General features: G+C 45.1%; 10 protein-coding genes and 1 pseudogene. 9 read left to right on the top strand and 2 right to left on the bottom strand.

Annotated elements, in window-relative coordinates; genetic code table 11:
* Positions 1–33: 33 nt before the first annotated feature.
* The 3 genes and pseudogenes from KFE98_13310 to lgt all read left to right on the top strand — a co-directional run bounded on the left by KFE98_13310 (position 34) and on the right by lgt (position 3,999).
* Positions 34–1,898: pseudogene (locus tag KFE98_13310) on the top strand (CBS domain-containing protein).
* Positions 1,891–3,096: a succinylglutamate desuccinylase/aspartoacylase family protein gene (locus tag KFE98_13305; GenBank protein UTW60993.1), complete on the top strand. Its 1,206-nt coding sequence runs from the start codon at positions 1,891–1,893 to the stop codon at positions 3,094–3,096. Before KFE98_13310 ends, KFE98_13305 begins: the two are co-directional and overlap by 8 nt.
* A 51-nt stretch (positions 3,097–3,147) precedes the next feature.
* Positions 3,148–3,999 carry a prolipoprotein diacylglyceryl transferase gene (gene lgt / locus KFE98_13300; GenBank protein UTW60992.1) on the top strand — a complete coding sequence of 284 codons (852 nt, stop codon included), beginning with the start codon at positions 3,148–3,150 and terminating at the stop codon, positions 3,997–3,999.
* A gap of 31 nt (positions 4,000–4,030) precedes the next feature.
* Here the strand turns inward: lgt and KFE98_13295 are convergent, their stop codons facing one another.
* Positions 4,031–4,522, bottom strand: a complete 492-nt coding sequence (locus KFE98_13295; GenBank protein ID UTW60991.1) for a hypothetical protein — start codon at positions 4,520–4,522, stop codon at positions 4,031–4,033.
* A gap of 75 nt (positions 4,523–4,597) precedes the next feature.
* Between KFE98_13295 and KFE98_13290 the strand changes: the two genes are divergently transcribed.
* The 4 genes from KFE98_13290 to KFE98_13275 all read left to right on the top strand — a co-directional run bounded on the left by KFE98_13290 (position 4,598) and on the right by KFE98_13275 (position 9,022).
* Positions 4,598–5,584, top strand: coding sequence for an alpha/beta hydrolase (locus KFE98_13290; GenBank protein UTW60990.1), 987 nt, complete (start codon positions 4,598–4,600; stop codon positions 5,582–5,584).
* A gap of 132 nt (positions 5,585–5,716) precedes the next feature.
* On the top strand, positions 5,717–6,958 hold the full coding sequence (locus KFE98_13285) for an aspartate aminotransferase family protein (GenBank protein ID UTW64707.1): 1,242 nt from the start codon (positions 5,717–5,719) through the stop codon (positions 6,956–6,958).
* 114 nt (positions 6,959–7,072) lie between these two features.
* On the top strand, positions 7,073–8,242 hold the full coding sequence (locus tag KFE98_13280; GenBank protein UTW60989.1) for a hypothetical protein: 1,170 nt from the start codon (positions 7,073–7,075) through the stop codon (positions 8,240–8,242).
* Between the two features lie 3 nt (positions 8,243–8,245).
* Positions 8,246–9,022, top strand: a complete 777-nt coding sequence (locus KFE98_13275) for a hypothetical protein (GenBank protein UTW60988.1) — start codon at positions 8,246–8,248, stop codon at positions 9,020–9,022.
* Here KFE98_13275 and KFE98_13270 read toward each other — a convergent pair.
* Positions 9,019–10,458: a DUF4301 family protein gene (locus tag KFE98_13270; GenBank protein UTW60987.1), complete on the bottom strand. Its 1,440-nt coding sequence runs from the start codon at positions 10,456–10,458 to the stop codon at positions 9,019–9,021. The two genes, KFE98_13275 and KFE98_13270, sit on opposite strands and share 4 nt — an antisense overlap.
* Positions 10,459–10,654: 196 nt before the next feature.
* Between KFE98_13270 and KFE98_13265 the strand changes: the two genes are divergently transcribed.
* Both KFE98_13265 and KFE98_13260 read left to right on the top strand, forming a co-directional pair.
* Positions 10,655–12,556, top strand: a complete 1,902-nt coding sequence (locus KFE98_13265) for a M1 family metallopeptidase (protein ID UTW60986.1) — start codon at positions 10,655–10,657, stop codon at positions 12,554–12,556.
* A gap of 51 nt (positions 12,557–12,607) precedes the next feature.
* On the top strand, positions 12,608–13,792 hold the full coding sequence (locus KFE98_13260; GenBank protein UTW60985.1) for a proline dehydrogenase family protein: 1,185 nt from the start codon (positions 12,608–12,610) through the stop codon (positions 13,790–13,792).
* Positions 13,793–13,852: the final 60 nt, after the last annotated feature.

Here is a 13,852-nt window from a genome sequence, read left to right as displayed (position 1 = left end):
GCCTAACGGCATGAACTACAAAGCCATCAATCTATGGGAGAGCATCTTCAGAGGAATCTAAACAGCAAAGAACAACGAGGTCGATTCATCAAACATTTGCTCTACGATATTGAGGCCCTGGAACACATGCTTAATGAGGGACTCATTGAAAACGACAAAATCAGAATTGGTGCTGAACAGGAATTTTGCCTTGTCACCCGCAACTGGAGGCCTTCCAAAGCCGCTGACAAGGTTTTACAATCGTTAAATGATCCCCACTTCACAACAGAGCTTGCCCGGTATAACCTGGAAATCAATCTGGACCCCATTGAACTCAAAGGCGATAGTTTTAGAAAGGTAGAGAATCAATTAAATTCCCTTCTTCACCAAGCCCGAAAAGTGGCTAAGAAGCACAATACAAGGGTAGTATTGACAGGCATTCTACCTACGATCAGCAAGAATGAATTGGCCTTGGATTACATGACACCGCTTCTTCGCTACCAGGCGATCAATGAGCGGATGAAGGAACTACGGGGCAAAGATTTTGAATTACACCTTCGGGGAGTGGATGAATTGACCATCAAACACGACTCCGTACTTTTCGAGGCTTGTAATACGAGTTTTCAGATGCACCTTCAGGTCACTCCAGAAGACTTTATTTCCAGCTACAACTGGGCTCAGGCCATTTCTGGACCTGTTTTGGGAATTTCCACCAATTCCCCCTACTTCTGGGTCGGGAACTCTGGAGCGAAACCCGCATTGCTCTTTTCCAACAAAGTATTGATACCCGGAGTTCTTCTTATGCGCTTAAAGACCAGCAAGCCCGGGTAACCTTTGGGCAGAACTGGGCCCAGGGAAGCATTGCTGAAATCTTTAAAAACGACATTTCACAATACCCCGTCATACTAGCCAAAGACATCGAAGTGGATTCCATGGAAGTCATTCGCAATGGTGAAGTACCCAAACTACCCGCCTTATCGCTGTATAACGGAACCGTGTACCATTGGAACCGTGCTTGCTATGGAGTGGGTGGAGGAAAACCTCACTTAAGAATTGAGAATCGTTACATTCCTTCAGGCCCAACAACGCTTGATGAGATGGCCAATTTTGCCTTTTGGGTTGGATTGATGAAAGGCCGCCCGGCTGAAATGGACGACCTAACCACTCAAATGGACTTTCGAGAGGCCAAATCCAATTTTATCAAAGCCGCACGAACCGGAAAGAACTCTGTACTCCACTGGATGGGGAAACCCATATCCGTAAGAGACCTTGTTATGCGAGAACTGCTGCCCATTGCCCATGCCGGATTGGGTAAAATGGAAATTGATCGCGAAGACCGAGAGCGATTGCTTCGAATTATAGAAAGCAGGGCTCAACATCAAACAGGTAGTCAATGGATAGTGAAGAGCTACGCGGGACTTTGTAAGAAAATGAAACAGGATGATGCACTACTCACCCTGACCCGCAACCTGTATGAAAATGAGAATAGCGGTAAGCCCATTCACGAGTGGGAACCCCTGGAAGAATCTCCTCAGATCAATCCTGCGGCTCGCCGGGTTGGACACATCATGTCTACCCAACTATTTACGGTTAATCAGGGCGATCATGCAGAATTAGCGACGAGCATCATGAAATGGAAGGATATTCATCACGTGCCAGTTGAAGATAACTCCCGAAATTTGTGTGGTCTACTCACGTGGACGCACATGAAAAAATTTCAGGCCCAAGATTCGGAAACCCCTACTATTGTAGCCGATATTATGGCCAAGAAATTGATCACCGTTCAACCTGAAACGGAAATTAAAAAGGCAATTCGACTCATGAAAAAACACGAGATCGGTTGCTTGCCAGTAGTTCATGAAGAACACCTGGTTGGAATCATCACGATTGAGGATGTAATTCCATTTGACCATGAATAAAGTGATAGAGGAACCCATTCAGGAATTGACAACACAGCAAGATCGCATCATAGGCCACATACAGGGAAAGAAACCTGGCCCTACCCTACTTTTTTTTGGTGGAATTCACGGCAATGAGCCCAGTGGAGTACTCGCCCTTCAAACGGTGCTCAAAGAGCTCCAAAACTCTTCCATCGAATTTGCAGGAAACAGTTATGCCATAGCTGGAAATCTCTGGGCCCTTCAACAAAATGTTCGATACGACAAAGAAGATCTAAACCGCTTGTGGACGGCAGAAAACATTGCTCACATTGAGCGGGGCGACTGGCCTATGATCAACAATGATCGAAAGGAATTGGTCGATATTTACCGTTTGATTCAATCGATTTTAGAGCAAGAAGAAGGGCCGTTCTACTTCATCGACCTACATACTACATCAAGTGAAACGATCCCCTTCATTACCATTAACGATAGTTTACTCAACCGAAAATTTACCGGAGAGTTTCCCGTACCTGTAATATTGGGAATTGAAGAATACCTGGATGGTCCCCTGTTAAGTTATATCAATGAACTGGGCTATGTAGCCTTTGCCTTTGAAGCTGGGAAACACGAGGACCCGGTATCCGTTGAGCGTCATAAAGCTTTTGTTTACCTCTCGATGGTAAGAGCTGGATTTCTGGAAGAAAAAGATATCGATTTTCGTCACTACTTCGAGCTATTGGCCGGTGTATCGGTTGGATCCCGAAATATGTATGAAATCTTCTTTCGGTATTGGATTCAAGATGACGAGCAGTTTACCATGCAACCTGGATTTGTAAATTTTCAGCGGATCTCTAAAGGCACCCTATTAGCCCAAAGCAATGGTCAACCGATTCATGCCAGTTATTCAGCCCGGGTATTTATGCCCTTGTACCAAAGCCAAGGTCGCGACGGATTTTTTGCCATACGTCCCATACCTGCTTTGTTTTTAAAGGCCTCGATCTACCTGCGTAAATTTAAGTTTGATCAATTCTTGACATGGCTGCCGGGTATTCGGTGGTCCAATGACAAGAAGGACACCCTCATCGTGAATAAACGTATCACCCGATTTCTGGCTCGTGAAATCTTTCACTTATTGGGCTATCGAAGCAGACGAAGAGATCGGGATCATTGGATTATGAGTGCTCGGGAAGCCGCCTCCAGAGATGATGAATACCGAGGTTCCAGATGGATGAAATAGTTTCCTACTTTCGAAGGCCAGAACAAACTACTTACATCCTATAGTCCAAACATGATAATCAACTCTATTCATTGGAACCTTGACCCTGAATTGATCAACCTTTTCGGGATTTCCATCCGTTATTATGGATTGTTTTTTGCCAGTGGAATCATTCTCTGTCTTTATCTATTGGGCAAGCTATTCAAGGCCGAGGGTATTCCCGCCGGGAATTTGGATAAACTGGCCATCTATGGCATTTTAGGAGTTATCCTAGGAGCACGACTGGGGCATTGTTTGTTCTACGAAGCATCCTATTATTTATCCCATCCAATTGAAATGCTCCTTCCTATTCGATTCACTCCGGATGGAGCCATCCAATTTACCGGCTATCGCGGACTGGCCAGTCACGGTGGTGTATTAGGTGTATTAATTGCTCTTTACATCTATTCCCGAAAGACCAAACATGCCATGATCGACGCCCTCGATCTGATTGCGGTGACGGCAGGATTCACCCTGGGCTTTATTCGCCTTGGAAACTTTATGAATTCTGAAATTATAGGTATGCCTACTAACCTGCCTTGGGGTGTTGTTTTTGAGCGAATAGACGAAATACCCAGACACCCAGCCCAGTTATACGAGGCCTTTTCTTACCTGCTCATCGGTACTTTAATGCTGATGCTGTACACTAAAAAACGGGATAAACTTAAAAATGGCTTTCTATTTGGACTAACCACCGTCCTGTTTTTCACCGCCCGATTCCTGATCGAATTCGTAAAAGAAAATCAAGTTGGATTCGAGCAAAACCTCACCTTCAATATGGGTCAATTGCTTAGCCTCCCCTACATCGCAATAGGCGTTGGATTTATGATCTACGGGTTATGGAAAACCAACAAGAGCCAATCCTCTTCAGAAAAAACGATTTAAGGCTTTTGCCCTAATTCAAATGCGAAGTGAGTTATTCGAAAAACTGCTGATAAGTACCTAAATGGTGGACCAACTTTTTTCCTGCCTCCTCGCGTTCTTCCACCTCTTCTGATTGCATCCGTTTCAGCAAATCCTTCATAGGGATTAAGTAGTTGTGCAACTGATTGTGGGCTTCACCCGTCATGGTGCAATTCTTAAAAATACCGGTAAATTCTTCCTCAAGCGAAGCGTTCAATTCCGAGCAGGCTTCTGTATTCTCCCAATCTGCGAAATCGGCGATAAGGGCATTCATGTTGGCAATTCCAGAAGTCGTTTCAGCATTTGCCGACCAGCGAGCTCCATCGTTTAGTTGTACTCCAGATTCTGCTGAGTGCTCATGGGAAGATTCATGATGCTCGTGGCCATGAGCTGCTTCTTTATTGGCATCATGAGAATGACCATGATCGTTGTGTCCGTCACCACAAGAGCTAAGAAAAAAAACGGCTACCAAAACACTTGCCGAAAGAGATAAGGGCTTAAACATATTTGTCGATTTAGAAGGCAAAGCTAAACTCTGTAGCTGAATGAACCTTCTATTCGCTGGGAGTTATTTTAAGGAATGAAAAAGCGTTCCCTTAAAACCTACCTGTACGCAGTAACCTTATCCATTTTTACGCTGGTGAATGTCGTGGCCTTCAACCAGGCTTGGCACTTTACCCACTTCCAACCCAAGGCCACGAAAAAAACGAAAAAGCCGGAAGAACTATCCACCGTTCAAAAAGTAGCCGTGCTCCTCACTGGAATAGAAAACCCGAAGCCTACGAATGATCGTTTTCCAGATCTTCCGTATGAAACAATCACTTATTCCTCCCACGAGCATCAGTTATCCGCTTGGATTATTCCTCACGAAGAATCTTCACCGGTTGTCGTTCTCTTTCATGGATACACAGGCAAAAAATCAGACCTACTGGACGAAGCTCTGGAGTTCTACAAATTGGGCTATACCACTGTGTTGGTCGACTTTTTTGGTTCGGGTAATTCGGATGGCGAGCGATGCACACTAGGTTATCTGGAGGCTGAGGATGTCAAGAACACGTGCATCACTTTGGATTCCCTGGGTTTTCCCGCTCCCATTCTATACGGTCAATCCATGGGCGCTGTCGCCATTATGAGGGCCGTTGCCGAATGCGAAGTAAAGCCTCAAGCTCTCATTCTGGAAAGTCCCTATCACACCCTTCGCAACACGGTAAAAAGCCGATTTGAAATTATGGGGGCTCCCACATTCGTATTACCCGAGTTATTGGTCTTCTGGGGTGGAGTTCAAAATAGGTTTAATGGATTTAAGTTGAACACGGAGGAATATGCCATATCCATATCCTGCCCCACCTTGATCCTTCAAGGTACCAAAGATCACCGCGCAGGAATAAAAACGGGCCATATCATTCAGCAGAATATTCAAGGCCATTCCCGGCTGGTGGAATTGGAAGCGGCCCATCAATCGCTGCTCAACCTACAGGGTAACCGCTGGAGAAATGAAGTTGATCTCTTTTTGAACCCCCTATTCAAAACTGATAAAACTCAAGCCCAAAGCTCACATCCGTCTTAGTTTTTGCCTCTTGACCCTTGTAATTTTGCTTCGCAAAATGCCTCTGAAGGGAACACGGCAGGCAAACCAAAAGCTCTAAGGAGCAAACTAAATGGTACGCTCCCTTCAAATCATTTAAAAGAGTAGTTGATGATGTACGCTTATTGGAAGAAACTGTCTCAGGAAACATTGAGAAACAGAGTGTTTGAAGGATTAAAGCAAAACGTAAATTACAGCGAGGAAAACATTTTGGGAATCCCCGCTTCCTTTTTGGATAGTAAGGTCTTCTCCCAAGATGAATTCTTTTTGAAGGACGCCCCTTTTATCTCCACCCTGGTTCAAAATCCCAACCACATCGGCTGCCACACTCTGGAGGCCTCCGAAAACTACTTTAGCGGTACTCAGGCCATCGAACAAGAACTGATTGAATTATGTGCAATCGATATTCTTCAGGCCGAGCCCAACTCAGTAGACGGTTATGTAGCATCAGGAGGAACAGAAGCCAACATTCAGGCTCTTTGGATTTACCGCAACTACTTTTTAAGAGAATCCAAGGCCGACCCCAAGGAAATTGCCATTCTGTGCAGTACCGATAGTCACTATTCGATGAACAAAGGGGGCAACTTGCTTTCACTGGATTTAATTCAGGTACAACCCGATGATGAAACTCGTCTCATTACCCGTGAAGGATTAAGAGCTGCTTTGAAGAGTGCCCAAGCTCAAGGGAAATCAAAGTTTATCGTAGTTTGCAATATGATGACTACCATGTTTGGATCCGTTGACCCAGTGGACCTTTATGTGGAAGAGTTAGAAGCCATTGGAGCAGAATTCAAAATACATGTTGACGGAGCTTTCGGCGGGTTTTACTATCCTTTTTCCCACGAAAGCTCTTCGTTAACCTTTGCGCATCCCCACATCACCTCCTTTACCCTCGATGCCCACAAAATGGCTCAGGCACCTTATGGCACAGGGATATTCCTCGTTCGGAAAAACCATATGAATTATGCCAACACCCAAGCCAGTTATGTGCATGGGGATGATTGCACCCTCATCGGAAGTAGATCCGGTGCCAATGCCATTGCAGTATGGATGATTTTGATGAAAAATGGGCCCTTTGGCTGGAAGGAAAAAATATTCCTCCTTCAAAAAAGAACAGAGTGGATGTCCAAGCAACTGGATGAACTCCAGGTTTCGTACTACCGTAACCCCTACTCCAATATCATCACCATACGTCAGGAATATGTGCCTGCTGATATTGCTCACAAATTTGGGTTAGTACCTGATAATCATGCCGACCCAAAATGGTTTAAGATTGTGATTATGGAACATGTCACCATTGAAAAACTCATTCCATTGGTAGAAGATTTGAAGACCATATTACCCGTCCCTTCTTAATTCATACCCCTTAGTGCCAACAACTTAAGGTCCATCAAACCGAATCATGGTCAATCAGGCACAAAAGTTGCTTGATGGAAAGCAATTCTTGGTCACACCCAAAGCAATTGACCCATGGTTCGAGTTTCATTCAGCGCCCTTTTTGTAGGAATTGCCCTTCTATTTGGAGGCTGCGACAGACCCCAACTGAATGGGCATTACCATCTGATTTGGAACAAGAACAGTGAGGTTTTCCAAACCTGGAATATTCAGCATAACCGGGTTGTATTTAACCAGGACTTTTGCGACCCTGAAACCGAGGGTTGTTCGGCCTCGCATATCCAGTTTGATGGGGATAGTATTCTGGTGAATCCTTGGGTGGACATGGCCTACAATTGGCGGTACGAACGTCAACAAGACGGTTCTCTTTGGATGATCCATAAGGACGACACCTTCTATCTGCATCCCCACGGCAACTGCCAATCTGTAGAAACCTATTTCCAAGAAAGAACGGCTCCTTATCTGGATTCCTTTCAACTACCGGATACAACAGCCATGGGTGCTGCAGCCTTACCCGGTACTTTTGAAACAGAAGTTATTGTAGGAATAAAAGAAAACCATCCGGTTATCCTTTATAACGGGCACCCTGTGCAAACCGATGAAAGAGGCTTAATTCGCCTGCCCAAAGTCAATGAGGCCCCCATTTGGCTCCATGTCGATCAGCGCCTCCCTATCCATCAAGTCATTCCAATTCTGAGGGAAATGTACTTCCAGAATTTCGCCATTCAAATAAGCTCCAGTCGAGTGATTGATAACAACGAGCAAATTCAGCTCTTCCCGAGACATCTTCGTGGATTTACGCAAGGTGCAGATGGTATCCATCACATGATGATATGTGACTACTGCGACTCAACTTCTTCCTTGCTTCCGGATACGTCGCTAATCCTTTCCTGGATTCGCCCCAATTACTACAGTATCCAGGGAAGAGAACTCAACTTAGGAAAGGTTAGAAACCAAATAATCGATTTCTTAAGCGCTTCAGAACCGGAGAAAACCTGCGGAATTCAAGTTGAGTTTCCAGGTGAACTTTCCTGGAATCAATACCTAAAGTGGGTAGATGAATGGTTCTGGATTCAACAGGAAATTCAGGATATCGCTCACTACCGGGGAGAAGACCTTCCGCCTAAAGAACGCCTCAAGCATCAACGAGAACTTCGACCTCCGGGATCGGCAGGGGAGCGTCTTGCAGTAATCGTGGAGGAAATCATTTTGCCTCCCACTCAACAACAGTCTAAAACACCCTAAATCATGAAATACAGATTAATCGTACTCCTGGCATTGTTACCTTATCTCGGATTAGCTGATTGCACCGGAGACGGATTCTGGGTATATCCAGCCGATGGAATTCTGCGTGAAGATGGTTGGATAATGATCGAAGGATATGCTGAGTCGCGAAGAATGATCGACTCCATAAACGCCAGTTATCAACTCACTTTAGAAAGCGAAGGGCACCAGGTGAAGATGCAAGTCATGGCCCATTACAGGGGTCAATATTCTCTGGATCAGGTTTTGGTAAAACCCATGGAGAAATTGAAAGTGAATGAGACCTATACCTTGCATATTGCCACGAGTAAGGGTGAAAAGATTCGCAACCTATCCCATTTTAATCCGAGAACCGATGAATACGAGCCCTTGCAATGGACGGTAGAAAAATCTCCGGTAAATCGAATGCCATCGTGGCCGCAGAAACCCAAATGGGCGAAGCATGAAGTGAACTGGTATGGCTGCGGTCCTGCTGTATACACCGTTTTTGATTTAGGCTACTTAAATAAAGGGACCTGGGTGAAGGTGGAATTGGTAGAACTGGAAACCCAAACCAAGAGCGAATTCTACCTACGTGTAAATCCACGCGATGGCCTCCTATATATAGGTCACGGAATGTGTTCCGGAGCCTTTAACTTTAAACAAAAGCATGGCTATAAGGTCCGTTTTGGACTTTTGAGCTACTCGGGAGTTGCCCACGACAAACGATCGAGGTGGATTACTTTCAGCAGTCCCTTTGACCAGGTGGGTTCGGAGTTTTAGTGAGAACTTCGGTGGTTCGGGTCAAGCAGATTCATTACCGTTTTCACCGGATTGAAAGTGCTTTCTGGCACCTCAACAAATCGCGTCAACCAGCCATCCATAGAACCATTCCATAGGCCCGGTAATTCCATGGCACGAATGGGTTCGCCCGCATGTGATTTTTCGGCGATAAATCCGGTTTCGTCATTTCTAAAGGCAAACAAGTCAAAAGGGTTGCCGTCAACATCCCGAATCCAGCATACCAAGTCAACCGGGTTAAAATGCGTAGAACTTTCCAGAATGCTTTTTTGAGCCGGATTCGATAAATCAATTTGAGATTTTTCTACAATTTGGAGATTAGCAACTCCGTCTTTGTTTTTCACCCAAAATGGGCCTCCGCCTGGAGCACCGGTATTCACCACCATTCCACCAATTCGGATTGGACGATTCAAAAATTGAATAGCCTCTTCTACCGACTTTACCTCATGCCCAAACTCCGTTCGGATATACTCCGCCGCCGTTTCGAGAGTTCCCTCCTGCTTCAAGGCCTTGAGTTGTTCGTGGATTTGAGTTTTCCATTCGATAAGTAAACCGGCCAAGGCTTCTTTATACGTCAGAATTTGACAAGCCTCCGGATCTGCAGCCACATTATCGATGTTTTTGATGAACACCAATTCTGCTTCCAGATTATTCAGGTTTTGTAAAAGCGCTCCGTGTCCGGCCGGACGATACAATTCGTTTCCACTGGCTAAAATAACCGGTGTATTATCAGGATTTACCGCCAGCAAGTCCGTTGACTTGTCCTGGGTAGAAAATTCGAGTTGAAATTGATGCGTATCTCCCAACCGATTGGAAATAACTTGAGTGATCTCCTGAATGGATTGTTGATGTTCTGGAGAAATAGTAAAGTGAAGACGTACCGAAGGATTCGAGCCAGCATATTCAATTCCTTCCTTGAAATGTTCTTCCAACGCCGTTACCGCCTGATTCTCGTTTCGGTGAAAGGTGATCAAGGCCTTAGGCAAAGATCCATAGTTCAAGCCCTCCTTGTCTAAAACCAACTCCAATACTGCCAATTCTGCCGCTCCATCCTTAGCTATTGGCCAATCGAGCCCCTGTTCCTGCAGGAGTGACTGCAATTCCGGGTAAAAGGGAAACTCAACCAATTTATCCAAGAAGACTCGGGCATCGTTTTGTGCATCCAACGATTGTCCCGGGTGATCCTGAAGAAATTGCATGCCTTCAAAAAGAGCTTTAAACATACGGGAGGCCGCCCCAGATGCCGGAGTAAACTTGATCCAGTCCAAGGCTGAACGTTCGGCCGCAAATACTTGCGCCAACCGTGCTCTTTCCTGCTCATCCAATTGTTCAATTCCATCACCAGGAATAGCCGCTCTATCCAATTGGATGGCGGGAATTCCATTCCTATACCATTTCAGTTGTTCTTCTCGATTCATTCGGTTTGATACACGCAGTTGGGTCATCATTTTTTCAGGTGGCCAAAAATAAGGATTCAAGCATGCGTTTGATTTTTTTCGGGTTAAAGTGCTATTATATTATTTGAATATTGGGGTTATCGACTCATTATTATACATTAGCCGCGTTTTATTTCAATTGCCAAATGGCCATTAAGGCCGGATTCCGAAAGAACCTATGAAAAAATCATTCCTGTTTTTAGGTGGATTGTTTGCCCTTTTTTCTTGCACCAGTCCAACGGATAATTCAGATCAGACAGATGTTTCCGATAACACAACAGATAGTACTATGATTCGCTTCGATGATGTTCACTCCTTCTCCAAACCGGAAGAAGCCAAAATTACCCACCTTCAATGGACGGCAGAGGTGAATTTCGACCAAGAAATTATTTCAGGGGTAGCCCAATACAAAGTTGACCTGGCTCCAAATGCCTCAGAGATCATTTTGGATACCAAAAATGATATGAAGGTTTTGAAAACCTGGCTAAATGAAAACGAAGAAGTTGAGTTTACTCTCAAGGAAGCTCAACCCTTTTTAGGTAGAGCCTTGCACATTCCGGTAAAAGCTGGAACTCAAACGGTAAGCATCCAATACGAAACATCGCCAGACGCTGAGGCTTTGCAATGGCTAAACGCTCAACAAACGGCCGATAAAAAAGCGCCCTTCCTGTTCACGCAGTCTCAAGCCATTTTGGCCCGTTCCTGGATTCCAATTCAGGATGGCCCTGGTATTCGTTTTACTTATTCAGCTGATGTAACTGTTCCGAACAATCTATTGGCTTTGATGAGTGCTGAGAATCCACGCGAAAAGAGTGCGAATGGTAAGTACCATTTTGAAATGAAACAACCTGTTCCGGCTTATTTGATGGCCTTGACCGTTGGTGATTTCGAATACCGTCAAATCGGACCTCACACAGGGATCTATGCCGAGAACTCTATTCTGGAAAAAGCCGCTTGGGAGTTTGCCGAAATGGAAGACATGCTCGTAGCTGCTGAAGAGCTTTATGGAAAATACCAGTGGGAGATCTACGATATGATTGTATTGCCTCCATCGTTTCCTTTTGGAGGTATGGAAAACCCACGGTTGACTTTTGCGACCCCAACCATTTTAGCAGGTGACCGTTCTTTGACCGCCTTGGTCGCTCACGAACTGGCTCATAGCTGGAGTGGAAACCTGGTAACCAATGCCACCTGGGATGACTTCTGGCTTAACGAAGGATTTACGGTTTACTTCGAGCGTCGAATTATGGAAGCGCTTTACGGCGAAGCTTACGCCGAAATGCTGGCCGAACTGGGTTACCAGGACCTACAACACACGGTTGAAACCTTTATCAAGGAAGAAAATAAACCTGAAGACACACACCTTAAATTGAATCTAAAAGGTCGTAATCCGGATGATGGAATGTCAGACATTGCCTACGAAAAGGGCTACTTTCTCCTTCGATTGATTGAAAAAAGTGTAGGTCGCGAAAAATGGGACACTTTCCTGAAGAACTATTTCCAGGAAAACGCTTTCCAGGTAATGACAACGGAAGTCTTTTTGGATCATTTGAAAAAGAACCTTTTAGGTGAAGAGTTTTACGAAGAACTTAAAATTGATGCTTGGGTTTATGCCCCCGGAATTCCGGCTAACTGCCCAGCTCCGGAAAGCGATAAGTTTGAAAAGGTAGAAGCCCAAATTGCCGCTTGGCAAAATGGAAGTAAGGCCGCTGAATTGGATACCGCCAATTGGTCTTCCCATGAGTGGTTGCATTTTATCCGCAACCTGCCTACTGGACTAAGCTATTTCCAAATGAAAGAGTTGGATGAAGCCTTTGGATTTACCCAAAGCGGCAACTCCGAAGTTTTGGCAGCCTGGTTTCAGCACACTATTCGCAACGATTACAAAGATGCAGACGATCGCATGAAGGCCTTTTTGATTGAAGTAGGAAGACGTAAGTTCCTCACTCCCACCTATAAGGCCTTGGTAGAAAGTAACAAACTGGAACAAGCCAGATCCATCTATCAGGAGGCCCGTCCTAATTATCATTCCGTGAGCACAGCGACCATGGATGCATTGTTGATGGATAAAGCCGAATAAGAGGGAAAAATCCCTCTTCATGGATTAATTTTGCCTTTTTAATTTTCGCTGATGTCAAAAGTGCATACCGCCCCTTCGTTTGACGATACTGCCGTAGCCTTCAAACATAAATCCAATGGTGAATTACGCCTTACCTGGTTGGTTTTCTATTTAATGAAAAGACCTTCCTGGGTAAAGCTTTCCACCGGAATGACGCTATTTGCTCTCCGTCTTAGACTGCCCATTGAAGGCATGATTAAGGCCACCATTTTTAAGCAGTTTTGTGGTGGAGAAAGTATCGCCGATGCTTCTGACACTTACAACATGCTGAAGGCAAACGGCATTGAAGCCATTCTGGATTACTCCGTTGAAGGTCAGGAAAACGAGGAAACGTTTGATCACGTTCGGGATGAGTTGTTGCGTCTGATTGACAACGCCAAGAAAAACTCCAAGGTGCCTACTACCTGTATGAAGGTAACCGGGGTTGCCCGATTTGCACTGCTCGAAAAAGTATCCGCGGATCAAGAGTTATCCGATTCTGAAAAGCAAGAATACAACCGTGTAGTTTCACGCCTCGATCAGCTGTGCAAGAAGGCCCACAATTTGGGAGTGAAACTGTACATTGATGCTGAGGAGAGCTGGATTCAAATCGCCATCGACCGCCTGGCGGAAGTGATGATGCAGAAATACAACGGTGAGCAGGCCATTGTTTACACCACACTTCAACTGTATCGCCACGACAAGGTGGCTTATCTGAATGAACTGATTGAGAAGGCGAAAAATCAATCCTTTAAGCTCGGAGTTAAACTTGTTAGGGGCGCTTATTTGGAGAAAGAAAACTTGCGTGCAGCCAAGATGGGTTATGCCACGCCGATCCAACCCAACAAGGAATCAACCGACCGGGATTACAACGAAGCTCTAAAGCGGGTTGTCGAAAATATTAACACCGTAGAAGTTTGCGCTGGAACGCATAACGAGCGAAGCGCTGCCTATTTGTGCGAATTGATGGCCGAAAAAGGACTGCCCAATAATCATCCATCCATCTTCTTTTCGCAGCTCTTTGGAATGTCTGACAACATCAGCTTTATATTGGCCAATTCTGGCTACAATGTCTCTAAGTACCTGCCTTATGGCCCCGTTCGGTATACCATGCCCTACCTGATCCGTCGTGCCGAAGAAAACACCTCGGTTTCAGGACAAATGGGAAAGGAATTGCAACTGGTGCTCAACGAGATGGATCGAAGAAAAAGATCCTAAACGGCAAACCGTCTGATTTCATTTACGTTAAAGTACTGTGTCCCCAACATTCGAGGGATG

The sequence above is a fragment of the bacterium SCSIO 12741 genome (genome assembly GCA_024398055.1).
GTDB lineage: Bacteria > Bacteroidota > Bacteroidia > Flavobacteriales_G > Salibacteraceae > SCSIO-12741.
This window is presented reverse-complemented; position numbering and strand designations above follow the sequence as displayed.

What these genes read in the sequence shown, in the direction of transcription:
- KFE98_13290 (UTW60990.1), top strand. Translation starts at nt 4,598, where the DNA reads ATGAAAAAGCGTTCCCTTAAAACCTACCTGTACGCAGTAACCTTATCC.
- KFE98_13280 (UTW60989.1), top strand. Translation starts at nt 7,073, where the DNA reads ATGGTTCGAGTTTCATTCAGCGCCCTTTTTGTAGGAATTGCCCTTCTA.
- lgt (UTW60992.1), top strand. Translation starts at nt 3,148, where the DNA reads ATGATAATCAACTCTATTCATTGGAACCTTGACCCTGAATTGATCAAC.
- KFE98_13295 (UTW60991.1), bottom strand. Translation starts at nt 4,522, where the DNA reads ATGTTTAAGCCCTTATCTCTTTCGGCAAGTGTTTTGGTAGCCGTTTTT.
- KFE98_13305 (UTW60993.1), top strand. Translation starts at nt 1,891, where the DNA reads ATGAATAAAGTGATAGAGGAACCCATTCAGGAATTGACAACACAGCAA.
- KFE98_13260 (UTW60985.1), top strand. Translation starts at nt 12,608, where the DNA reads ATGTCAAAAGTGCATACCGCCCCTTCGTTTGACGATACTGCCGTAGCC.
- KFE98_13270 (UTW60987.1), bottom strand. Translation starts at nt 10,458, where the DNA reads ATGAATCGAGAAGAACAACTGAAATGGTATAGGAATGGAATTCCCGCC.
- KFE98_13265 (UTW60986.1), top strand. Translation starts at nt 10,655, where the DNA reads ATGAAAAAATCATTCCTGTTTTTAGGTGGATTGTTTGCCCTTTTTTCT.
- KFE98_13275 (UTW60988.1), top strand. Translation starts at nt 8,246, where the DNA reads ATGAAATACAGATTAATCGTACTCCTGGCATTGTTACCTTATCTCGGA.
- KFE98_13285 (UTW64707.1), top strand. Translation starts at nt 5,717, where the DNA reads ATGTACGCTTATTGGAAGAAACTGTCTCAGGAAACATTGAGAAACAGA.